Source organism: Streptomyces sp. NPDC030840 (genome assembly GCF_055572015.1).
On sequence record NZ_JBVIEE010000005.1, the window covers coordinates 74,498 to 96,504 of the forward strand.

Annotated in this window: 23 protein-coding genes; 13 read left to right on the plus strand and 10 right to left on the minus strand. The window is 72.2% G+C overall.

The window, feature by feature from the left end; genetic code table 11:
• Window positions 1-168: 168 nt before the first annotated feature.
• Window positions 169-897, minus strand: coding sequence for a type 1 glutamine amidotransferase (locus ACZ49J_RS13315; RefSeq protein ID WP_467447739.1), 729 nt, complete (start codon window positions 895-897; stop codon window positions 169-171).
• A 35-nt stretch (window positions 898-932) separates the two neighbouring features.
• Window positions 933-2,171: a DUF1727 domain-containing protein gene (locus ACZ49J_RS13320; protein ID WP_467447740.1), complete on the minus strand. Its 1,239-nt coding sequence runs from the start codon at window positions 2,169-2,171 to the stop codon at window positions 933-935.
• Between the two features lie 147 nt (window positions 2,172-2,318).
• Between ACZ49J_RS13320 and def the strand changes: the two genes are divergently transcribed.
• Window positions 2,319-2,858, plus strand: a complete 540-nt coding sequence (def, locus tag ACZ49J_RS13325) for a peptide deformylase (protein WP_467447741.1) — start codon at window positions 2,319-2,321, stop codon at window positions 2,856-2,858.
• Between the two features lie 250 nt (window positions 2,859-3,108).
• Here the strand turns inward: def and ACZ49J_RS13330 are convergent, their stop codons facing one another.
• A complete protein-coding gene (locus ACZ49J_RS13330) occupies window positions 3,109-3,750 on the minus strand; it encodes a TetR/AcrR family transcriptional regulator (RefSeq protein WP_467447742.1) in 642 nt (213 codons plus the stop codon).
• Window positions 3,751-3,920: 170 nt separating this feature from the next.
• Here ACZ49J_RS13330 and ACZ49J_RS13335 point away from each other — a divergent pair, with 170 nt between their 5' ends.
• Both ACZ49J_RS13335 and ACZ49J_RS13340 read left to right on the plus strand, forming a co-directional pair.
• Complete coding sequence (locus tag ACZ49J_RS13335) at window positions 3,921-5,147, plus strand: acyl-CoA dehydrogenase family protein (protein WP_467447743.1); 1,227 nt, start codon at window positions 3,921-3,923, stop codon at window positions 5,145-5,147.
• Window positions 5,148-5,231: 84 nt separating this feature from the next.
• Window positions 5,232-5,903, plus strand: coding sequence for a transcriptional regulator (locus ACZ49J_RS13340; RefSeq protein WP_467447744.1), 672 nt, complete (start codon window positions 5,232-5,234; stop codon window positions 5,901-5,903).
• An 8-nt stretch (window positions 5,904-5,911) separates the two neighbouring features.
• On the opposite strand, the gene ACZ49J_RS13345 is transcribed toward ACZ49J_RS13340, so the two are convergent.
• The 5 genes from ACZ49J_RS13345 to ACZ49J_RS13365 form a co-directional block, all read right to left on the minus strand.
• Window positions 5,912-6,151 (minus strand): DUF6213 family protein, encoded by a 240-nt coding sequence (locus ACZ49J_RS13345; RefSeq protein WP_467447745.1) that lies wholly within the window; start codon window positions 6,149-6,151, stop codon window positions 5,912-5,914.
• Between the two features lie 25 nt (window positions 6,152-6,176).
• Window positions 6,177-7,562: an NADP-dependent succinic semialdehyde dehydrogenase gene (locus tag ACZ49J_RS13350; RefSeq protein WP_467447746.1), complete on the minus strand. Its 1,386-nt coding sequence runs from the start codon at window positions 7,560-7,562 to the stop codon at window positions 6,177-6,179.
• 66 nt (window positions 7,563-7,628) lie between these two features.
• On the minus strand, window positions 7,629-8,105 hold the full coding sequence (locus ACZ49J_RS13355; protein WP_467447747.1) for an NUDIX hydrolase: 477 nt from the start codon (window positions 8,103-8,105) through the stop codon (window positions 7,629-7,631).
• A complete protein-coding gene (locus tag ACZ49J_RS13360) occupies window positions 8,102-9,640 on the minus strand; it encodes an ATP-dependent DNA ligase (RefSeq protein WP_467447748.1) in 1,539 nt (512 codons plus the stop codon). The genes ACZ49J_RS13355 and ACZ49J_RS13360 overlap by 4 nt, the downstream gene beginning before the upstream one ends.
• 30 nt (window positions 9,641-9,670) lie before the next feature.
• Complete coding sequence (locus ACZ49J_RS13365; protein ID WP_467447750.1) at window positions 9,671-10,627, minus strand: NAD(P)/FAD-dependent oxidoreductase; 957 nt, start codon at window positions 10,625-10,627, stop codon at window positions 9,671-9,673.
• 77 nt (window positions 10,628-10,704) lie between these two features.
• Here ACZ49J_RS13365 and ACZ49J_RS13370 point away from each other — a divergent pair, with 77 nt between their 5' ends.
• The 6 genes from ACZ49J_RS13370 (at window position 10,705) to ACZ49J_RS13395 (ending at window position 16,087) form a co-directional block, all read left to right on the plus strand.
• Window positions 10,705-11,319 carry a helix-turn-helix domain-containing protein gene (locus ACZ49J_RS13370; protein ID WP_467447751.1) on the plus strand — a complete coding sequence of 205 codons (615 nt, stop codon included), beginning with the start codon at window positions 10,705-10,707 and terminating at the stop codon, window positions 11,317-11,319.
• A gap of 116 nt (window positions 11,320-11,435) precedes the next feature.
• Window positions 11,436-12,413 (plus strand): NADPH:quinone oxidoreductase family protein, encoded by a 978-nt coding sequence (locus ACZ49J_RS13375; RefSeq protein ID WP_467447752.1) that lies wholly within the window; start codon window positions 11,436-11,438, stop codon window positions 12,411-12,413.
• On the plus strand, window positions 12,410-13,591 hold the full coding sequence (locus ACZ49J_RS13380) for an acyl-CoA dehydrogenase family protein (RefSeq protein ID WP_467447754.1): 1,182 nt from the start codon (window positions 12,410-12,412) through the stop codon (window positions 13,589-13,591). The genes ACZ49J_RS13375 and ACZ49J_RS13380 overlap by 4 nt, the downstream gene beginning before the upstream one ends.
• Window positions 13,588-14,682 carry an acyl-CoA dehydrogenase family protein gene (locus tag ACZ49J_RS13385; protein WP_467447755.1) on the plus strand — a complete coding sequence of 365 codons (1,095 nt, stop codon included), beginning with the start codon at window positions 13,588-13,590 and terminating at the stop codon, window positions 14,680-14,682. Before ACZ49J_RS13380 ends, ACZ49J_RS13385 begins: the two co-directional genes overlap by 4 nt.
• Before the next feature lie 190 nt (window positions 14,683-14,872).
• On the plus strand, window positions 14,873-15,736 hold the full coding sequence (locus ACZ49J_RS13390; RefSeq protein WP_467447756.1) for a phosphatidylinositol-specific phospholipase C/glycerophosphodiester phosphodiesterase family protein: 864 nt from the start codon (window positions 14,873-14,875) through the stop codon (window positions 15,734-15,736).
• Between the two features lie 156 nt (window positions 15,737-15,892).
• The gene (locus tag ACZ49J_RS13395) at window positions 15,893-16,087 is read left to right on the plus strand and encodes a hypothetical protein (protein WP_467447757.1); all 195 of its coding nucleotides are present in this window, start codon (window positions 15,893-15,895) and stop codon (window positions 16,085-16,087) included.
• 28 nt (window positions 16,088-16,115) lie between these two features.
• Here ACZ49J_RS13395 and ACZ49J_RS13400 read toward each other — a convergent pair whose 3' ends face one another.
• Window positions 16,116-17,336 carry a phosphodiester glycosidase family protein gene (locus ACZ49J_RS13400; protein ID WP_467447758.1) on the minus strand — a complete coding sequence of 407 codons (1,221 nt, stop codon included), beginning with the start codon at window positions 17,334-17,336 and terminating at the stop codon, window positions 16,116-16,118.
• A 97-nt stretch (window positions 17,337-17,433) separates the two neighbouring features.
• Window positions 17,434-17,829: a DUF779 domain-containing protein gene (locus tag ACZ49J_RS13405; RefSeq protein ID WP_467447759.1), complete on the minus strand. Its 396-nt coding sequence runs from the start codon at window positions 17,827-17,829 to the stop codon at window positions 17,434-17,436.
• Between the two features lie 124 nt (window positions 17,830-17,953).
• Here ACZ49J_RS13405 and ACZ49J_RS13410 point away from each other — a divergent pair, with 124 nt between their 5' ends.
• From ACZ49J_RS13410 to deoD, 4 genes are all read left to right on the plus strand, one after another.
• The gene (locus ACZ49J_RS13410) at window positions 17,954-19,315 is read left to right on the plus strand and encodes an amidohydrolase family protein (RefSeq protein ID WP_467447760.1); all 1,362 of its coding nucleotides are present in this window, start codon (window positions 17,954-17,956) and stop codon (window positions 19,313-19,315) included.
• Complete coding sequence (locus ACZ49J_RS13415; RefSeq protein WP_467447761.1) at window positions 19,305-20,351, plus strand: LacI family DNA-binding transcriptional regulator; 1,047 nt, start codon at window positions 19,305-19,307, stop codon at window positions 20,349-20,351. Before ACZ49J_RS13410 ends, ACZ49J_RS13415 begins: the two co-directional genes overlap by 11 nt.
• A 90-nt stretch (window positions 20,352-20,441) precedes the next feature.
• Window positions 20,442-21,191, plus strand: coding sequence for a glutamine amidotransferase (locus ACZ49J_RS13420; protein ID WP_467447762.1), 750 nt, complete (start codon window positions 20,442-20,444; stop codon window positions 21,189-21,191).
• Window positions 21,192-21,193: 2 nt separating this feature from the next.
• Complete coding sequence (gene deoD / locus ACZ49J_RS13425) at window positions 21,194-21,964, plus strand: purine-nucleoside phosphorylase (protein ID WP_467447764.1); 771 nt, start codon at window positions 21,194-21,196, stop codon at window positions 21,962-21,964.
• Window positions 21,965-22,007 lie beyond the last annotated feature (43 nt).

A 22,007-nucleotide genomic window follows, 5' to 3' on the forward strand; every position in this document is an offset into this window, starting at 1 on the left:
CTGGACGCTGCCGCACAGGTGAGCGGTCGCCTTGTCAGACGGGCTTCCTGCGCGGCGACGGGCTGTCGTACATGGCCACGGGCTGTCGTACGTGGCGCGGAGGGGCCCGAGGAACCGTTTCTCGGGCCCCTCGAACCCCTCGGACGCGTGGCCTGACGCGTGGCCGTGTCAGGCGGGCTGCTGCGCGGCCTCGATGCGCTCGTTGCGCAGCGCCTCGTACCAGCGGTCGTCGGTCGGCGGCAGCGCGTTCACGTCGAGCGCCAGCTTCAGCAGCAGGTCCGCGATCTGCGGGTTGCGGGCGAGCACGGGACCGTGCATGTACGTGCCGAAGACCGTGTCGTTGTACGCGCCCTCCGTGCCGTCCCCGGTGCCGTTGCCCTTGCCGATGCGGGTCTGCGCGAACGGTCGGGCGGTCGGGCCGAGGTGCGTGATGCCCTGGTGGTTCTCGAAACCGGTCAGCGGCGGCAGGCCGAGGCGCGGGTCGATGTCGGCGAGCACGTCACCGACGCACCGCTCGCCCGTGCCGCGTGTCGAGGTCACGTCGAGCAGCCCGAGGCCCGGCTCGCGCTGTCCGAGGTCGTTGATGAACTCGTGGCCGAGGATCTGGTAGCCGGCGCACACGGAGAAGACGATCGCCCCGTTCTGCACGGCCTGGTAAAGGTGGCCGTCGCGCCGCAGCCGCTCCGCCGCGAGCCGCTGCGGACGGTCCTCGCCGCCGCCGATCAGGTAGATGTCGCCCGAGGTCGGGATCGGCTGGTCGCTGCGCACGTCGAGCCGCGCCACGTCGAGGCCGCGCTGGCGCGCCCGGCGTTCCACGACGAGGACGTTGCCCTGGTCGCCGTACGTGCTGAGCAGGTCCGGGTAGACCCAGACGACCCGCAGGCTGTTGTCGCTCATGAAGTCACTGTCCTTAACCGATGCGTGCGAGTACGTCAGTTGCCCACGCGCCGGCGCAGGTCCTGGAACGCGGTGTAGTTCGCGATGACCTCGATCCGGCCCGGCGGGCACATCTGCACGGCCTGGTCGAGGTTCTCGCACACCTGGAAGTGCTGGTTCGCGACCTCCAGACGCACCGCGAGGTCCAGCTTGCGGTCACCGATGACGAAGAGCGGGTGCCCGGTCAGGCGCGTGTAGTCGACGTCCCACAGCCACGAGGTGTCCGTGCCGTCGGCCGAGCGGGCGTTCACCGAGAGGATCACCGGGGCCGGCGGCGGGTCGATCAGCGAGAACGTCTCCAGCCAGCCCGCCGGGTTCTTGGCGAGCAGCAGCCTGAGGTCGCGCTGCATGAACTGCACGACGTCGTAGCGACCGGCCACCGCTTGTACCTGGTACATGCGTTCCAGGGCGACCTGCGGGGGCACGCCGAACACGGCGGCCACGGCTGCCGAGGAGGCGGCGTTGGCCTTGTTGGCGCGGCCCGGGAGCTGCAGGTGGATCGGCCAGGCGGAGCCGTGCGGGTCCAGGACGTGGTCGCCGGACAGCGCCCAGCTCGGCGTCGGCCGGCGGAAGCCGCACTCGCCGCAGAACCAGTCGTCGCCGGGGCGCTGCATCACACCGCCGCAGGACGGGCAGGACCAGGCGTCGTCCTTCCACATCTGCCCGGCGGCGACCCAGATCACGTTGGGGGAGGAGGACGCGGCCCACACCACCAGCGGGTCGTCGCAGTTGGCGACCACGACCGCCTTCGAACCGGCCAGTCCCTCACGCCAGTTCTCGGCCAGCATGCGGGTCTCGGCGGCGCGGTCGAGCTGGTCGCGGGAGAGGTTCAGCAGCGCGATGCACTTCGGGGCGGTGTCGCGGGCCACCCCCGCGAGGTACTTCTCGTCGACCTCGATGACGCCGTACCGGGCGTCGGAGCCGCCGGCCAGCGCCGAGGTGATGCCCGCGGGCATGTTGGCGCCGAGCGCGTTCGACACGACGGGGCCCGCGGCACGGAGGGCCTCCGCGATCAGGCGCGTGGTCGTGGTCTTGCCGTTGGTCGCCGAGACGAGGACCACGTCCAGGTTCTGGGCGAGCCGGGCAAGGAGGTCCGGGTCGAGTTTGAGGGCCACCCGGCCGCCGATCACCGAACCGCTCCCGCGCCCCGCGGCGCGCGATGCCGCCGCGACCGCCTTGCCCGCGGTCACGGCGATCTTGGCCCGCGGAGTGAGCGGGTCCGAGTTGCCTGCCATCAGTTCTCGATCCTCCTTGCGAGCGCGCCTCGCCTGAGCCTCTCGGCACCATGGTGTGGACCTCAGCCTATCGAGATCCACTCACGCGCCCGAATCGCGGCACCACGTCGGCGCCGGTGCGACGTTGAGGACCGTACTCTGGCGGCCATGCGAAACGGCTCGATCCCCGGCGCCCGAGGGCGCGTGCGCCCCATGACCCTGTTCGGGGGCCCCGTTCTGCACGCACCGTGTGAAGAAGTCACGGATTTCGGCCCCGAACTGGCGAGTCTCGTGGAAGACATGTTCGCCACGATGTACGCGGCGCGGGGTGTGGGCCTCGCGGCGAATCAGGTGGGCGAGCGGTCGCGGGTGTTCGTGTACGACTGTCCGGACGACGAGGAGGTGCGGCATGTGGGGCACGTGGTCAATCCGCGGCTCGTCGAGACGGGCGGGGTCGTGCTGCGCGGGCCTGAGGGGTGTCTGTCGCTGCCCGGGCTGGAGGCGGGGACCGAGAGGTACGACGAGGCGGTGGTCGAGGGGGTCACGGTGCGGGGTGAGCCGGTGCGGGTTCGGGGAACGGGGTTCTTCGCCCGGTGCCTGCAGCATGAGTGCGATCACCTGGAAGGCCGGGTGTACGTGGACCGGCTCGTGGGGTGGCGCCGGCGGAGGGTGGTACGGCAGGCGGCGCGGGCGCCGTGGGGGCGGTGACGGTGGTGCGGGTGCGGGTTCCGTGGCGCCGTTGGGGTGCGGGTGTGATGCCGACTGCGGGTTCGTCGTGGCTTGTCGCGCAGTTCCCCGCGCCCTCAGAACACGCGCAGTTCCCCGGAGCCCGGAAGCGCGTGTTCGTACCCGCGCCCAAAAAGTTCGCGCAGTTCCCCGCGCCCCTGGTGGGCACGTGGGGTCCCGCGCCCTCGGCATGTGCGTACGCCGGCGCGCCCTCGCAACGAAGGTGTGGGGGTCAGAACCCGGGCCCGCCGACCTTGTCTCCCGCCGCTGCCAGGCGGCCCCAGAGGAGGTCGGCCAGGCTGCGGACCAACTCGGCGCGGGAGCAGGGGCGTTCGCCGAGCCACCAGTCGCCGGCCGCGTGCATCATGCCGACGATGCCATGGCCCCAGACGCGCGCGAGCTGTTCGCCGGCGGGGCCGAGGTCGAGTCGTTCCTCGATGACCTGGGCGAGTTCCTCACCCATGCGGCGCAGCAGGGGAGCCGAGTGCTTGCCCACGTCGAAGCCCTCGCCCTGCTGACCGCCCTCCGCCGGATGCATCAGGAAGCGGTACACCTGGGGGCGTGCCTCGATCGCCGTGAGGTAGGTGTCGAGCGTCCGCTCGACCCGTTCGCGGCGCTCCGCCGGGGCGTCCAGCGCCGCCCGCAGCGAATCGAGGAGCGCGTCCGTGTGGCGCTTGGCGAGAGCCGCGTAGAGCCCTCCCTTGTCGCCGAAGTGCCGGTACAGGATCGGCTTGGTGATGCCCGCCTCCGCCGCGATGGCGTTCATCGAGGCGCTCGGGCCGTCGCGGAGCACCACTCTGTCGGCGGCCTCGAGGAGCTCGCGCCGACGGCGGTCGGCGGACCGTTCCTGATCGGTCCGCTGTGTGGTGTCCATGTGCTTCTCCCCACCCCGTGCTGATTCGTGACGCCTGCGCAAACTAACACTCATTGGCACGTGCACATCGAACGGGCTGCCGGGCCCGCTGTGGGAGTTGACTTTTCCTACCGGTCGGTAACAGGCTACTGTTACCGCAGGTAACACTTGAGTGCAGCGCTGGAGGGGTCATGGCCGAGTTCACCATGGAACTCAACGAGGAGCAGAAGGAGGTCCGCGACTGGCTCCACGGGTTCGCCGCCGATGTGATCCGCCCCGCGGCCGCCGAATGGGACGAGCGTGAGGAGACCCCCTGGCCGGTCATCCAGGAGGCCGCCAAGGTCGGCATCTACTCCCTGGACTTCTACGCCCAGCAGTACTTCGACCCCACGGGCCTCGGCATCCCCATGGCCATGGAGGAGCTGTTCTGGGGTGACGCGGGCATCGCCCTGTCCATCGTCGGCACCGGCCTCGCCGCCGTGGGCGTCCTCGCCAACGGCACCGAGGAACAGATCGGCACCTGGATCCCGCAGATGTACGGGGACGCGGGCGACGTCAAGGTCGCCGCGTTCTGCTCCTCGGAGCCCGACGCCGGCTCCGACGTGGCCTCCATGCGCACGCGGGCCGTGTACGACGAGGTCAAGGACGAGTGGGTGATCAACGGCACCAAGACCTGGGCGACCAACGGCGGCATCGCCAACGTCCACGTCGTCGTCGCGGTCGTCGACCCCGAGCTCGGCTCCAAGGGCCACGCCTCCTTCATCATCCCGCCGAACACGCCCGGCCTGTCCCAGGGCCAGAAGTTCAAGAAGCACGGCATACGCGCCTCGCACACCGCCGAGGTCGTCCTTGAGGACGTCCGCGTCCCCGGCTCCTGCCTCCTCGGCGGCAAGGAGAAGCTCGACGAGCGGCTGGCCCGCGCCCGCGAGAGGGCCAAGGCGGGGGGTGAGCGTGTGAAGAACGCGGCGATGGCCACGTTCGAGGCCTCCCGCCCCGCCGTGGGCGCCATGGCCGTGGGTACGGCCCGTGCCGCCTACGAGGTCGCTCTCGACTACGCGAAGACCCGTGAGCAGTTCGGGCGGCCGATCATCGACAACCAGGGTGTCGCCTTCCAGCTCGCCGACATGCGCACCTCCGTCGACGCGGCCCGGCTGCTGGTGTGGCGGGCGTCGTGGATGGCGGTCAACGGCAAGCCGTTCACCGCGGCCGAAGGGTCGATGTCGAAGCTGTTCGCCAGCGAGACGGCCAAGAAGGTGACCGCGCAGGCCGTTCAGATCCTGGGCGGAAACGGGTACACACGGGAGTACCCGGTGGAGCGAATGCACCGGGATGCCGCCATCTACACGATTTTCGAGGGTACTAGTGAGATCCAGCGGCTCGTGATCGCCAGGACCCTGTCGGGGATGCCCATTCGGTAGCGCCGATCGCGCGTTCCCCGCGTGTCCCGTGTCAGGGTCGAAGGGCAGTGAGACGGAGGCGCGGCAGCCACGAGGGAGTGCGCGATGACGTTGACGGCCAGGGAACTTCTGGACACGACCGCCGGGAAGCTCGCCCCGGATCCGGGCACCAACCGGCTGCTTCCGCTGATCGCCCGCGGCGCGGCGGGGCGCGACACGCTTGCCGCCCTCGCCCTCGAACAGCGCCATGTCATCGCCGCCGACCGGCGCTCGTTCCGCCATCTGGCCGAACGGGCGGCGGCCGAGGAGCCGGCGAGCGCGCCCTTCTACGAGATGCTCGCCGAGGGCGAGGCACTGGCGGCCCAGCGGCTCGGCGCGTTCGCCGAGGCGTGCGGCGCGGACGAGGCGCGGGCCTCGGCGTACGAGCCGCTTCCGGGCTGCCAGACCTATCCCGCGTACGTGGCCTGGCTGGCGCTGGGCGGTGCGCCGGCCGACGTGGTGGTCGCGCTGAACGCCAACTTCGCGGGCTGGGGCGGCTACTGCGCGACGATCGCGGACGCCCTGCGACGCCACTACGGCTTCACCGACGAGGCCTGCGGCTTCTTCGACTTCTTCGCCGAGCCCTCACCGGAACTGGACCGGAGGGCACGCGAGGCCGTGCAGACGGCACTGGACGCGGGACGGATCGACGAGGATCTGGTGCGGCGCCACGGCCGTCTGCTCCAGGCGTACGAGACGATGTTCTGGCACACGCTGTGGGAACTCGAGCAGCGCTGACCAGGGACCTAGCCGGAGGCGCCCCCGCTGCTGTGCGCGATGCAGGCCACGTCGATGCGGTCGGCCAACTTGGCGAGTTCGATGGTGAGGGTCGCCACCGTTTCCTCGTCGAGGCCGTCCTCGCCGGCGTCCACCAGGTGCAGCCACCGGCCGCCCACCGTGCGCAGCAGCTTGCTGACGTCGGCGGCCGCCACCTGCAACGTGCCGCGGTCGTCGACGATCAGAGGCAGAGTCACTTCGCGGTTCACATCAGGGATCGTAACCGCGGAACGTTCACGCTCCGTGCCACACGGTGGTGATGTTGCAGAACTCGCGGATTCCGTGTCCGGAGAGCTCCCGCCCGTATCCGGACCGCTTGGCGCCGCCGAACGGGAAGGCCGGGTGCGAGGCGGTCATCCCGTTGACGTACACCCCGCCGGCCTCCAGGTCACGGACGAAGCGGTCGATCTCGGCCTCGTCACGGGTCCACACGTTCGAGCTCAGTCCGAAGGGTGAGTCGTTCGCGACCGCGACCGCCTCGTCGAGGTCGGCGACCCGGTACAGCGTGGCGACCGGACCGAAGGTCTCCTCGCGGTGGATACGCATCTCGGGGGTCACGTCGGTGAGGACGGTCGGCGGGTAGTACCAGCCGGGCCCGTCGGGACGCTCGCCGCCGCACAGGACCGTGGCGCCGCTTTCCACCGCGTCCACCACCAGGTCCTCCAGATCATGGCGGCCCTGCTTGCCGGCGAGCGGCCCGACGTCGGTGTCCTCCTCCAGCGGGTCGCCGACCTTGAGCGCCTTCATGCCCTCGGTGAAGCGTTCGGCGAAGGCGTCGAACACGTCCGTGTGCACGATGAATCGCTTGGCGGCGATGCACGACTGCCCGGTGTTCTGGACACGCGCGGTCACCGCGGTCTTCGCGGCCCGGTCGATGTCCGCCGACGGCATCACGACGTACGGGTCGCTGCCGCCCAGCTCCAGGACCGTCTTCTTCACCTCGTCCGCGGCGACGGAGGCCACCGAGCGGCCCGCCGGCTCGCTGCCGGTGAGCGTGGCGGCCTTCACCCGCGGGTCGCGCAGAATGGCCTCGACCTCGCGCGAGCCGATCAGCAGCGTCTGGAAACAGCCCTCCGGGAAGCCCGCCCGGCGGAACAGGTCCTCCAGGTACAGCGCGGTCTGCGGAACGTTCGAGGCGTGCTTGAGCAGGCCCACGTTGCCCGCCATCAGCGCGGGCGCGGCGAACCGGATCACCTGCCAGAGCGGGAAGTTCCACGGCATCACCGCGAGCACCGGGCCGAGCGGGCGGTAGCGCACCAGGACGCGGGAGGCGCCGGAGTCCTCCACGTCCGAGTCGTCGGGCTCCTCGTCGGCGAGCAGCTCCGGCGCGTGGTCGGCGTACCAGCGCATCGCCTTGGCGCACTTGGCGGCCTCGGCGCGGGCCTGCTTGATCGGCTTGCCCATCTCCGTCGTCATCGCGTAGGCGACGTCCTCCGCGTCCTCGTCGAGGAGATCGGCGGCCCGGCGCAGCAGGCGGGCGCGCTCGTCGAAGGAGGTGGTCCGGTAGGTGCGGAAGGCGTTCTCGGCGATCGCGAGCCGGCGCTCGATCTCCTCCTCGCCGAGGGCGTCGTACGTCTTGATCGTCTCGCCGGTCGCCGGGTTCACCGTCGCGATGGGCATGGCCCCTCCTGAAACCTTGGCTGTGCTTCGACCTTCCCGCGCGGTGGGGGGTCGCGCAACGCGGGTTCAGTCCGAGCTGTCCGAGTGCTCCGCCAGCCGGTCGAGAAACGCCGTCTGGGCTGTGACGATCACCTCGCGCGCCCGGTCGAGGCCGAGCCACTCCACGCGGTCCAGTTCGGGGAACTCGGCAAGCCGCCCCGACTTCGGCGGCCACTCCATCCGGAAGGTCCCGGGCACGACCGTCGCCGGATCGAGGTCGGCCTCGACCGCCCAGGCGGTGACGGTCTTGCCGCCCGACTGCCGCACCTCGCCCAGCGCCACGGCCTCCCCGTCGGGCGGCGGAAGGCCCAGCTCCTCCTGGAACTCGCGGCGCGCGGCCTCCCAGGGCGGTTCGCCGGGCTCGTACTCGCCCTTCGGCACGGTCCACGCCCCGGTGGTCCGCCGCGCGTAGAACGGGCCGCCCATGTGGCCGAGCAGCACCTCCAGGCCGTCCGCCGTGCGCCGGTACAGCAGCAGGCCCGCGCTCCGCCTGGCCGTCGTCACCGGGCCACCTCCGGGTGCGCGGCGAGCAGGGCCTCGACGGTGTCGGCGTGGGCGGGGGACTTGTCCTCCCGGTAGCGCACGACGCGGGCGAAGCGGAGCGTGACACCGGCCGGGTAGCGGGTGGAGCGCTGGAGGCCGTCGTAGGCGATCTCCACGACGAGTTCGGGGCGGACGGTGACGACCCAGCCGTTGTCCTCGACGGCCAGCTCCTTCAGCCGCTCGGTCTGCCAGGTGAGCATCGCGTCGGTCATGCCCTTGAAGGTCTTGCCCAGCATCGCGAAGGAGCCGTCGGGGTTGCGGGCGCCCAAGTGCAGGTTGGAGAGCTTGCCCGTGCGGCGGCCGTGCCCCCACTCGGCGGCGAGCACCACCAGGTCGAGGGTGTGCACGGGCTTCACCTTCAGCCAGGAGGCACCGCGCCGGCCCGCGCTGTAGGGGGCGTCGAGGGCCTTGAGCACGACACCCTCGTGGCCGCGCCGCAGCGTCTCGGCGAGGAACTCCTCCGCCGCGGCGAGGTCGTCCGGGCCGTGCGCGAGGGTGCGCCGCACCCGCATCGGCTCGGGCACCAGCCGGGCCAGCTCCGCGTGCCGTTCGGCGAACGTCAGGTCGAGCAGGTCCCGGCCGTCGACGGACAGCGCGTCGAAGAAGACCGGCGAGACGGGCACCTCGCGGGCCGCCGTCGCCACGTCCATACGGGAGCCCACGCGCCCCGCGGTCTCCTGGAATGACCGCGGCCGTCCCGCAGCGTCGAACGCGATGACCTCCCCGTCCAGGATGAACCGCTCGCCCTTCAGCTCCCGGGCTGCCGAGGTGAGTTCGGGCAGACGGTCGGTGATGTCGTCGAGGGTGCGGGTGTAGAGCCGTACGTCGTCGCCGTCGCGGTGGACCTGCACACGGATGCCGTCCAGCTTCTCCTCGATCGCGCAGGACCCGAGCTTCCCGACACCCTCGGCCACCGAGGACGCGGTGTGCGCCAGCATCGGCAGGACCGGACGGCCCACGGTGAGGCGGAACCGGTCCAGAGCCGGCGGGCCCTCCGCGAGCAGGGCCTGAGCCACCGCCTGCAACGATCCCGCGAGCATCACGGCACGGCGTACGTCGGCGGCGGGCGCCCCGGTCGCCGCGGCGAGCCCCTCGACGGCCAGCGCGTCCAGGGCGCCCTGCCGGACCTCACCGGTGAGGAGCCCGAACAGGAACCGCTGCTCGTCGTCGGTGGCCGCTGCCAGCAACTCGCCCACGAGGCGCCTGCGTTCGGTCTGCGAGCCGGTGCCGGTGACGGAACCGATCTCCGTCAGCCGGGCGTCCACCTCGCGCACGGTGAGCCTGGGCGTGCCGGTGGGCGCGATGTGCCGGCTCAGCAGCTTCCAGCCGATGCCGAGCCGCCCCTGCGGAAGGCGGCCCGCCAGGTACGGGATGACGATCGGCACGTCGTCCGCCTCCGCGTCCCGGAACAGCTCGGCGAGCAGAGCCGTCTTCCGGGAGCGCGCCGAGGTGGCGGCGACCTCCTGGGACACACGGGCGAGCCGGGCGAACAGCATGCCCTCCATGGTGCAACGGAGGCGGCCGGTCTACACCCGCACGGCAGCCTCGATGCCTTCCATGATCATCTCGTTGTTGATCGCGGCCGCCGCCTTGTAGCCGTCCCCGGCGGCGTGCACGACCTGCTGCGACATGAGTGTGGTGTTGCCCGCCGCCCACACGCCCGGCACCGTGGTGCGCCCCGTCTCGTCGACCACCGGGGCCGTGCCGAACGGGGTCTCCTTCAGCTCCGCACCCAGCCGCTCCAGCAGCGCGGTGCGCGGAACGAAGCGGGGCGCCACGAAGACGGCCGACCGCTCGTGGACGGTGCCGTCGGCGAGCCGCACCCCGGTCAGCCGGTCGTCCTCCACCACGAGCCCGGACACCTCGCCGGGCACGACGCCCACACCGGCCGCGGCCAGCCTGCGCAGGTCGTCGTCCGGGACGTCGGCCTCCGCCGTGGTGTGCAGGAACAGGGTCACGTCCTTCGACCACTGGGTGACCAGCAGCGTCTGGTGGATGCTCATGGGCGAGCAGGCGATCACTCCGAACGGCTGGTCGCGGACCTCCCAGCCGTGGCAGTACGGGCAGTGGAGCACGTCCCGCCCGAAGCGCTCGGCGACCCCGGGGACGGGCGGCAGCTCGTCGGACTGCCCGGTCGCGACGATCAGCCGCCGGGCGCGCACGGTCCGGCCGCTCGCGAGCTCCACGGCGAAACCCTCGGCGCCCTCACCGCGCGTGACGTCCAGCGCCATGTCGTGGACCAGCTCGACGCCGTACGACGCCACCTCCTCGCGCCCCACGGCGAGGAACTCCGCCGGCGGCATGCCGTCCCGTGACAGATAGCCCTGCATGTGCGCGGCGGGCGCGTTGCGCGGCTCGCCCGCGTCGACGAGGAGCGTCCGGCGCCGGGCCCGGCCCAGGACCAGCGCGGCGGACAGTCCGGCCGCGCCGCCGCCGATGACGATCACTTCATGGGCGCTGGTCTTCTCGATCTCTTCGGTCATGGTGACCACCTCCACTCGGACAGTCGCCCGAGCGCTGCGGTATTGACAAACTTGTTTGCCGAAACTGCAATGAGCGTATGGGTGATGGCAGCCGCACAAGTGATGACAGTCGTACGAGTGACGCCACGGACGAGGTCCTCGCGGAGGTCGGCCCGCGGCTGCGGCGCCTCCGCAAGGAACGGGGTGCGACGCTCGCCGGACTGTCCAAAGCCACCGGTATCTCCGTGAGTACCCTCTCCCGGCTGGAGTCCGGGCTGCGCAAGCCCAGCCTGGAGCTGCTGCTGCCCATCGCCCGGGCCCACCAGGTGCCGCTGGACGAACTGGTCGGCGCCCCACCGGTGGGGGACCCCCGGATCCGGTCCAAGCCGCTCGTGATGCACGGTCGCACCCACTGGCCGCTGACCCGCCAGCCCGGCGGGCTCCAGGCGTACAAAGTGCTCGAACCCCAGCGGAGGCTCGAACCGGACCCGCGGGTCCACGAGGGCTACGAGTGGCTGTACGTGCTGTCGGGAAAGCTGCGCCTGGTGCTGGGCGAACACGACGTGGTGCTCACGGCGGGGGAGGCCGCCGAGTTCGACACCCGGGTGCCGCACTGGTTCGGGTCGACGGGGGAGGGGCCCGTGGAGTTCCTCAGCCTGTTCGGGCCGCAGGGGGAGCGGATGCACGTGCGGGCACGGCCCAAGCGGTCGTGACGCATGTGTGACTGTTACCGGCGGACTGTTCCCTGATCGGCAAGCGACCGCTTAGTATGCGGTGCGACCCCGGTAAGGACCCCGGCAAGACAGAAGCAGTCCCGTGGAGGCCCCCCATGCAGGCATGGCACGTGCACGAGAACGGCGAGCCGAGCGAGGTGATGCGGCTCGCGGACGTCGAGCGGCCCACGCCCGGCGACGGCCAGGTCCTGCTGAAGGTGCGCGCCGCGAACATCAACTTCCCGGACGCCCTGCTGTGCCGCGGGCAGTACCAGGTCAGGCCTCCGCTGCCGTTCACGCCCGGCGTCGAGATCTGCGGGGAGACCGAGGACGGGCGCCGGGTCATCGCCAACCCCGCGCTGCCGTACGGCGGGCTGGCCGAGTACGCCGTCGCGGACGCCGCGGCCGTGCTGCCCGCGCCCGAGTCCCTCGACGACGCCGAGGCCGCCGCCCTGCACATCGGCTACCAGACGGGCTGGTTCGGTCTGCACCGGCGGGCCGGCCTGGAAGCCGGGGAGACGCTGCTCGTCCACGCTGCCGCAGGAGGGGTCGGCAGCGCGGCCGTGCAGCTCGGCAAGGCCGCCGGCGCCACCGTCATCGGTGTCGTCGGAGGCGCCGACAAGGCGGCCGTGGCCCGGGAGCTGGGCTGCGACGTCGTCGTCGACCGGCGCACCGAGGATGTCATCGCCGCCGTGAAGGAGGCCACCGGCGGACGCGGCGCCGACGTGATCTACGACCCGGTCGGCGGGGAGGCGTACACACAGTCCACCAAGGTCGTCGCCTTCGAGGGCCGGATCGTGGTCGTCGGCTTCGCGAGCGGCTCGATCCCGAGCCCGGCGCTCAACCACGCCCTGGTGAAGAACTACGCGATCCTCGGCCTGCACTGGGGCCTGTACAACACCAAGAACCCCAAGCTGGTCCTGCGCTGCCACGAGCAGCTCACCGAGCTGGCCGCGCGGGGCGCGATCAAGCCGCTGGTCAGCGAGCGCGTGCCGTTCGGCGGGGCGGCCGCCGCCGTCCAGCGGGTCGCCGACGGTGTCACCACCGGCAGGGTCGTCGTGGTCCCGGGCCTGACCGAGGAGGCGGCGGCATGACCGACGCAGCCGAACTGCGCCGCCGTACCCAGGACCTGCTGGCGGCGCATCCCCCTGCCACCACCGAGCGCCTGGACTTCCTCAGGGCCCGCTTCGACGCGGGGCTGGCCTGGGTGCATTATCCCGAGGGGCTGGGCGGCCTCGGCGCGCCGCGCTCACTCCAGGCGGTCGTGGACGCCGAGTTGGAGGCCGCGGGCGCTCCCGACAACGATCCGCGGCGCATCGGCATCGGCCTGGGCATGGCCGCGCCGACGATCCTCGCCTTCGGTACGGAGGAGCAGAAGCGGCGCTATCTGCGTCCCCTGTGGACCGGCGAGGAGGTCTGGTGCCAGCTCTTCAGCGAGCCGGGCGCCGGGTCCGACCTCGCCGCGCTCGGCACCCGGGCCGTGCGCGAGGGTGACGACTGGGTCGTGGGCGGCCAGAAGGTGTGGACGTCCAGCGCCCACCTGGCCCGCTGGGCGATCCTCATCGCCCGCACCGACCCGGACGTGCCCAAGCACCGCGGCATCACCTACTTCATCTGCGACATGACCGACCCGGGCGTCGAGGTCCGGCCGCTGAGGCAGATCACGGGCGAGGCCGAGTTCAACGAGGTCTTCCTCACGGACGTCCGTATCCCCGACTCGCGCCGCCTCGGCGAGACCGGCGACGGCTGGCGCGTCGCGCAGACCACGCTGAACAACGAACGCGTCGCCATCGGCGGCATGCGCCTCCCGCGCGAGGGCGGCATGATCGGGCCCGTGGCGAAGGCCTGGCGCGAACGCCCCGAGCTGCGCACGCACGACCTCCACCAGCGGCTGCTGAAGCTGTGGGTCGAGGCCGAGGCCGCCCGGCTCACCGCCGAGCGGCTGCGCCAGCAGCTCGTCGCGGGCCAGCCCGGCCCCGAGGGTGCCGGAATGAAGCTCGCGTTCGCCCGCCTCAACCAGGAGATCAGTGGTCTGGAGGTCGAACTCCTCGGCGAGGAAGGCCTGTCGTACGACGACTGGACGATGCGGCGCCCCGAACTCGTGGACTTCACCGGCCGCGAAGCCGGGTACCGCTATCTGCGCTCCAAGGGCAACAGCATCGAGGGCGGGACCAGCGAGGTCCTGCTGAACATCGTCGCCGAGCGCGTCCTGGGCCTGCCCGCCGAGCCGCGCACCGACAAGGACGTCGCGTGGAAGGACCTCGCCCGATGACAACGCAGCGCACCCAGCCCGACCTGCTGTACACGGAGGAGGAAGAGGCGCTGCGCGCCGCCGTCCGCGACCTGCTCACCGACCACTGCGACGCGGCGGACGTGATCGTGCGCACCGAGTCGGACGCCCCGCACGACCTGGAGCTGTGGAAGGCCCTCTCCGACGGCATGGGCCTCGCCGGACTCCTCGTACCCGAGGCACAGGGCGGCCAGGGCGCCACGCACCGCGAGGCCGCCGTCGTCCTGGAGGAACTGGGTCGCGCGGTCGCCCCCGTGCCCTACCTCACCAGCGCCGTCGTCGCCACCGAGGCCCTGCTGGCCTGCGGCACCGACGACCTGCTCGCCGAGCTGGCGTCGGGACGGACCATCGGAGCCCTCGCCGTCGCGCTGAACGTAGCGCCGGGCGCGGCCTACAAGGTGGTACGGCACGAGAACGGCGCTCTGCACGGGGAGTTGACCGCCATCGCGGACGCCGCCGTCGCCGGTGTGCTGCTCGTGCCCGCGGACGACGGCGGACTGTACGCGGTCGACGCCTCCGCCGCGACCGTCACCCCGCAGGTGTCCCTGGACCTGACCCGCCCGCTGGCGAAGGTCGTCCTCGACGGCGCACCCGGACGTCTGCTCGGCGACGCCGAACCGGCCGTGCAGCGTGCCCTGCGCGCCGGAGCCGGACTGCTGGCGTCCGAGCAACTCGGCCTCGCCGACTGGACGTTGACCGAGACGGTCCGCTACCTCAAGGAGCGCAAGCAGTTCAACCGGCCCGTCGGCGGCTTCCAGGCGCTCAAGCACCGGCTCGCCCAGCTGTGGCTGGAGGTCGCGGGCCTGCGGGCGGCGGCACGCAACGCCGCAGGCGCCCTGGCCTCCGGCGACGACATGGACGTGGCGGTGGCCGTCGCCCAGGCCTACGCCGCGCCCGTCGCGGTCCACGCCGCCGAGGAGGCCCTCCAACTGCACGGCGGGATCGGCATGACGTGGGAGCACCCCGTGCACCTGTACCTCAAGCGCGCCAAGGCCGACTCGATCGCGTACGGCACGGCGGGCGGCCACCGCGAGGCGCTGGCTCACCTCGTGGACCTCCCGGCCCCGCGATAGGCCCCGCAGGCTGCCGGTTCAACGACAGGCCCGCCCTCTCCACAGGGCGGGCCTCGACCGTCGACCCGCGCGCCACCCAGGTGAACGCGCAGCGGCAGTCCGGCCAACTCCCCGCACATCCCTCCTCATTGGGCCATACCCGAACTCATACTCTCTGGAGTCCCGTACGGCACTTCCAGGGAGGCAGAGCATGGCCCTCACCACCCGCCGCAGAGCCCTCACCACCCTCGGCGCCGCCCTCGCGGGCTCCGTCGCCCTCCCCGCCACCCACGCGTGGGCGGGCGACGGGAAGCACGGCCCGCGTCCGCTGTGGCGTGCCCACGCGCACAACGACTACGAGCACCCGCGCCCCCTCTTCGACGCGCTCGACCACCGCTTCGGCAGCGTCGAGGCCGACCTCTTCCTCGTCGGCGACCAGCTCCTCGTAGCCCACGACCCGGTCGACCTCGACCCGTCCCGCACGCTCGAATCCCTGTACCTCGACCCGCTCGCGGCGCGTGTGAAGGCCAACCGGGGCGCGGTGTACCGGGGTTACCGCAGGCCCCTGCAGCTCCTCATCGACATCAAGACCGAGGGCTCGTCCACGTACCTGGAGCTGGACCGCCGTCTGCGGCGCTACCGGCACCTGTTCACGACGTACGCGCACGGCCGTGTCCACCCGGGCCCGGTCACCGCCGTCATCTCCGGCGACCGCGCGGCCCGCGTCCCCATGGAGGCGCAGACCGTGCGCCGCGCCTTCTACGACGGACGGCTCGCCGACCTCGGCACCTCCGCCCCCGCGTCCTTCGTCCCGCTGATCAGCGACAACTGGACGCTCAACTTCACGTGGCGGGGTGTGGGCGCGTTCCCGGACGCCGAGCGGGCGAAGCTGCGCACGATCGTCTCCACGGCGCACCAGCGGGGCCGGCGGGTCCGCTTCTGGGCGACGCCCGACACGCCGGGCGCGGCCCGTGACGCGCTGTGGGGCGAGCTCCTCGCCGCCGGCGTCGACCACCTCAACACCGACGACCTCGCCGGACTCGAAGCGTTCCTGGACGCGCACGAGCGGTCGTAGGCCGGCTGCCCCGCGAGCGCACGACATACGGCCGTAGGACGAACGGGCGCAGGACACCACACGTTCGGCGGACACGTCAGCCGCACGGACGAACCCTCCGCTACGCCACACTTGCGGCCGAACGCCGCGAAGCGGACGTGGCGGAGGAGGTTGGCGATGGTCGTGTCCATCTCGGTGGTCCTGCTGCTGGTGATCCTGGCGGTGGTGTTCGTACGCAACGGCGCACTGAAGCTGTCGCACGCCCTGGTCTGCGTGCTGCTCGGCTTCTGTATGGCCAGTTCGAGCATGGCCCCGACCATCCAGGACGGGCTCACGGCCACGGCGGACATCGTGAGCAGCCTCAAGCCGTGACGCCCGCCGACCGCGTCGACGGGGTGCGTCAGGGGCGGGAGAACACCCCGATGCCGTTCGGGACGGCGCGCTCGGCGCCGCCGCTGGGGTGATTCCACACGGAGACACCGGTCGCGCCCGGTTCCCGCGCGACCAGTGTGCTCGAACCGCCGCCGTCCAGGCTGAACGCGTCCGTAGCGCCCAACTGCCTCATGATGTCGGCCACTTCTGCGATGGTGAGTCCTGTGCGGAACTCCGCAGCCCCGTCCAGGGCGAGCAGCAGCATCCGCCGCCCGCCGTTCGCGACACCGGCGGCGGTGCGCACGGCCGACACCCGGGTGTCGAGGCCCGGCAGCGGCCGGCCGCCGGTGAGAACCGGATAACCGCCGAGCGCGAAGGCGAAGGGGACGCGCGCCTTCGCGGCCACGAGCCCGTGCCGCACGGTGACCCGCTCGCCCACCGACAGCTTGCGCAACTGCTGGGCGCCCGCCTCCCGGCCGACCAGGACGGTCGTACCGGACGGAACGGGTCCCCGCCCCGGCGAGTCGGCCACCGACACCACACGGCCGCCGGCGACGGTCACCTCGTACGTGTCCGTGGTGCACGGCGCCGCCCTGTCGGTGTCCGTGCCGCAGACGGCCCGCTGCCGGGAGACCGAGCCCCAGTCCGAGGTGAACGCGCCGACGGAACCCTCCGGCAGTGCGTACTGGTTGAGACCGCGCAGCGGCAGGACCGTCTCCTTCGTGGTGATCGAGCCGGTGAGCGCGAGCCGGTCCAGGCGGGCCGTGCCGTCGGTCCCGACGCCGAACACGTGCTCGGTGTTCGTGCCGGGCGGCAGGGCCGGGCCGAAGCGCTGCCCGTCCGGGACCGCGGCCTTGAGGTGGTGCCCGCCCGCGACCGCCGGGCCGACCGGCGCGCCCGTGGCCTCGACACCCGGGTGCTGGGTCTCGGTGATGTTGAAGAAGTCGCCGTTGACCCCGGCGACGGCGCCCGCCGTGGTGGCGAGCCGAGAGACCGTCGCCCGCGCCGCCACCGCTCCCGGATGGAGCAGACCCACCTGTACGCGCGGGTCGCTCAGATCGATGCTCAGCACATGGGCGTGCGCCACGCCGTTCGCCGCGTCGACGTCGAAATCGCTGTACTCGACTCCCGGCGCGACGCTGATGGCGCCCGGGCGTCCGCCGACGGCGGCGCCGGCCGGCGCCGCGCCCACGAGAGCGGCACCGGCCAGTACGTTCCAGACCGCGACAACCGTCAGTACCGTTCTCAACCGTCCGAACCGAGGTGTCACGACGACCCCCTGATGTCTCGTCAACTGTCCCAGGACTCAGGGGCAGTGGACCAGACGGCGGGCGCCGTGTCGGTGGCTAGGCGCGGACGACTCGGGAACGGATCAGAAAACGCACTCCTTCGGGTGCCTCCAGGGAGAAGCCGCTGCCCCGGCCCTCGACGACGTCGACGATGAGCCGCGTGTGGCTCCACACCTCGTACTGGTTCCGCGACATCCAGAACGACACCGGCTCGTCCACGCCATCGACCGCAAGCTCGGCCAGCAGCACGTCCGAGCCGCCCGTACGGAACTCGCCCTCCGGGTAGCACATGGGCGCGCTGCCGTCACAGCAGCCGCCCGACTGGTGGAACATGAGCGGCCCGTGGGCGGCACGCAGCCGCCGGAGGAGGTCGGCGGCCGCGGGGGTCAGCTCCACGCGGGGAACGGTGTCGGTCTCGGGGGCGGCGCTCGGGGCGGTCTCCGGGTCGGTCACGGGGCATCACTCCTCGGGTCGGCGGTCCCAGGCAAGCACCTGGCACGTTGCACCGAGGTTGCGGCTCCCCACGCGTGAGAAGCGATGGTTGTGCAAAACGTTTTGGATACCTACCTTGTGCCGCATGAGTGACAGAACCACCCCGTCGGAGGGCCGCCTCCTGGTGCGCGGCTGCGACGTGCTGCGCGTCCCGCCGGCGGGTGAGTGCGAGATCCTGCGGGCGCGGGACATCGTCGTCGCGGACGGCGTCATCCGGGAGATACGGCCGACCGGCACCGCGGCACACGAGGTGCCGGACGTGATCGACGGGCGCGGGCTGCTCGCCGTCCCCGGTCTGGTCAACGCGCACACGCACAGCCCGATGGTGCTGATGCGCGGGGCCGCCGAGGACGTCACGGTCGAGGGCTGGTTCAACGACCGGGTCTGGCCGATGGAGAGCAACCTCACCCCCGCCGACGTACGGCTCGGCGCCCGGCTGGCCTGCGCCGAAATGATCCGCTCGGGGGTCACCACCTTCGCCGACCACTACTTCTTCCCCGAGCAGATCGCCGAGGCGGTCGCCGGGACGGGGCTCAGGGCCGACATCGCGCCCACCCACTTCAGCAGCCGGGGCCAGGAGGCCCTGGAGGAGACCGTGCGGTTCGCCGAGGAGTGGCACGGCGGGGCCGGGGGGCGGGTGACCGTCTCGCTCGGGCCGCACGCGCCGTACACCGTCGACGACGCCGACCTGCGGACCCTGGCCGGGCACGCGCGGCGGCTCGGAGTGCGCGTGCACATCCACGCCGCCGAGCACCTGGAGCAGACGCACTCCAGCCTTGAGCGGCGCGGCATCACCCCGATCCGGGTACTCCACGAGACCGGTGTGCTGGACGCCGGCGCGCTCATCGCGCACGGCTGCGGCATCGTCGAGCAGGACCTCCCGCTGCTCGCCGCGCACGCGGACACCACCGCTGTGGCCTGCTGCCCCAAGGTGTACCTCAAACACGCGCTGACCCCGCTGACCCCGGTCCGGGACCTGCTCGCCACCGGGGTCACCGTGGCGGTCGGCACGGACGGCGCCGCCGGCCACAACACCCTCGACGTGTGGGAGGCACTGCGGCTCCTCGCCCTCACCCAGAAGCAGGCCGTGCGGGACGCCACGTGGATGACGGTCTCCGACACCCTGCGGCTGGCCCTGCGCGGCGGCGCCCGCGCACTCGGCCTCCAGGACCGGATCGGGGCGCTGGAGCCGGGAATGCGGGCCGACATCGTCCTCACCGACCTGTCCGGTACGCACTGCCGTCCGCTGCACGACCCGCGCGCGGCGCTGGTCTACAGCGCCCGGGCCTCCGACGTGCGCACGGTGATCGTCGACGGCCGGGTCCTGATGCGGGACGGCGACCTGCTGACCGTGGACGAGAGCGAGTTGCTGGCCGAGGCCGACGCGGTGGTGGCGCGGGTCCTCGACACGTCCCACGGGACGGCGGTACAGCACTATGCCCCCTGAGCCGTACACCGTGGGCCGCCAGCCGGCGGTGCGCCGGCCCGCCTCCATCAAGGACGTGGCCGCCGCCGCGGGCGTCAGCCCCACCACCGTCTCCCACGTCCTGAGCGGCAACCGGCCGGTCAACGAGGACACCGCGGCGCGTGTCCGCAGCGTCGTCAACCGGCTCGGCTACGTCCCGGCCTCGCTCGCCCGCAGCCTCCAGGCGGGCTCCACCTCGGTGATCGGCCTGCTGATCCCCGACATCAGCAACACCTTCTTCGCCGAGCTCGCCAAGGGCGCCGAGGACGCCGCGCACGACCTCGGTTACGGACTGATCCTGTGCAACACCGAGTTCGACGCCGACCGTGAGGACCGCTACCTCGGCATGATCCGCAGCCGGTTCATCGACGGCATGGTGTACGCCTCGGGCTCCCCGCCGTCGCGGAGCCGGCTGGAGGCCCTGATGGGCAAGTTCCCCATCGCCCTCGCCGACGAGGAGGTCGAGGGGCTTGAGGGCGCCCTCATCGCGACCGCCGATCACGAGGCGGGCGGCCGGCTGGTCGGTGAGCACCTGCGGGCGCTCGGCCACCGGCGGGCCCTGATGCTCACCGGCCCGCGTGCCCTGAAGAGCGGTGCCGCCCGGGCGCACGGCTTCCTCCAGGCCTTCAAGGGCGATGTGGTGGAACGCGTCGGGGACTTCAAGGAGGCCTCCGGCTACCGCCTGGTCGCGGACCTCCTGGAGCAGGGCGGTCTCGACCGCACGGCCGTGTTCGCGGCCAACGACCTGATGGCCTTCGGCGCCCTCACCGCCCTGCGCGAGGCCGGTCTGTCGGTGCCGGGCGACATCTCGGTGGTCGGCTTCGACGACATCCGCGCCGCCTCACTGGCCCACCCGCCCCTGACCACCGTCCACCAGCCCGCCTACGACGTGGGCCGCACCGCCACCGCGCAACTCCTCCAGTACGTCTCCCGGGGCGAGGTCCCGCCCGCGTCCCGGCACACCCTTCCCGTCGAGCTGAAGGTGCGGGGCAGCACGGCCCCGGTCACCACCGGCTGACCGCCCGACACCCTTCCGGCCGTCTCCGGCCGCCGAGGACGCCCTGTACCACGCTGCTCCCACCTGCCCTGCCCGAAAGGCGGTTCGCCCATGCCCAGAGTCCTCGTCGTCGGCGAGTCCTGGTTCACGTACACGGTCCACCAGAAGGGCTTCGACGCCTTCCACACCGCGGAGTACACCGAGGGCGGGGGCGTCTTCCTCGACGCGCTGCGCTCACACGGCCACGACGTGACGTACGTGCCCTCGCACGAGATCCCCACGCGGGTGCCGGACACCGCCGACGGCTTCGACGCCTATGACGTCGTGGTGATCAGCGACGTCGGCGCCAACAGCTTCCAGCTCCCGCCCCAGACCTTCAGCGCTTCCATACCCGCTCCCGACCGCTCCGAGCTGGTGCGGGACTTCGTGGAGCGGGGCGGCGGCGTGCTGATGATCGGCGGCTACCTCACCTTCAGCGGTATCGACGCCCGTGCCCGCTGGGGCCGGACGCCGCTGGCCACCGCGCTGCCGGTGGTGATGCTCGACCGCGACGACCGGGTGGAGCTCCCCTCCGGCGCCGTGCCCCGGGTGGTGGGGGAGCACGCGGTCGTACGGGGCATGGAGCGGGCCTGGCCGGCGCTGCTCGGCCTGAACGAGGTCGCCGTGCGCCCGGAGGCCGCGCTGCTGGCCGAGTGCGCGGGGCATCCGCTGCTCGCGGTCGGCGGCCACGGCGCGGGCCGGTCCGCCGCGTTCACCTCCGACGTGGCACCGCACTGGGCGCCCCCGCCGTTCCTGGCCTGGGACGGGTACGCCGAGCTGTGGGACCGGATGGTGTGCTGGCTGGCGGGGGAGGAGCTGTGACGGTGGCAGAGCCCCGTGTTCCCGTTCCCGTGCCCGGCACGGGCAGCGGCACGCCCCATATCGCCGCGCCACCCGGCGACTTCGCCCCGCTCGTGCTCATGCCCGGGGACCCGCGACGGGCCCGGCGCATCGCAGAGACGTTTCTGGCGGACGCGCGGCTGGTCACCGACGTCCGTGGCGTCCTCGGCTACACCGGCACCCACCGGGGCGAGCCGATGTCGGTCCTCGCCTCCGGCATGGGCGTCCCGTCGGTGTCGATCTACGCGACGGAACTGTTCCGGCACTACGGCGTGCGCAGGATCGTCCGCGTCGGCACGGCCGGGGCACTTCCGCTCACCGTGGCCGTGCGGGACGTGGTGATCGCCTCGGCCGCACACACCGACTCCAGCATCAGCCGCCTCCTCGTGGACGGCGTGACCCTCTCGCACACGCCCTCCTACGCGCTGCTGCGGGCGGCGGCGGACGCGGCGGGGAAGCAGGCCGACAGCGGGGTGCACATCGGCCCGGTGTTCACCAGCGACCACTTCCATCTCGACCGGCCCGCCCTCTTCGACGCGCTGGAGCGCAGGGGCACCCTCGCCGTGGAGATGGAGGCGGCGGGACTGTACGCCGTCGCCGCCGCCGAGGGAGGTGAGGCGCTCGCCGTGCTGACCGCCTCGGACCACCTGCGGACCGAGGAGGCCCTCACCGCCGCCGAGCGCGAGACCTGCTTCGACCGTGCCGTACGCATCGCCGCGGCGGCCCTTCTCGGCGATGTCCGAATTTCTCCATGAGGTAATCAGAACGAAACCCGGCGCCGTAGCCAAAACGTTTTGC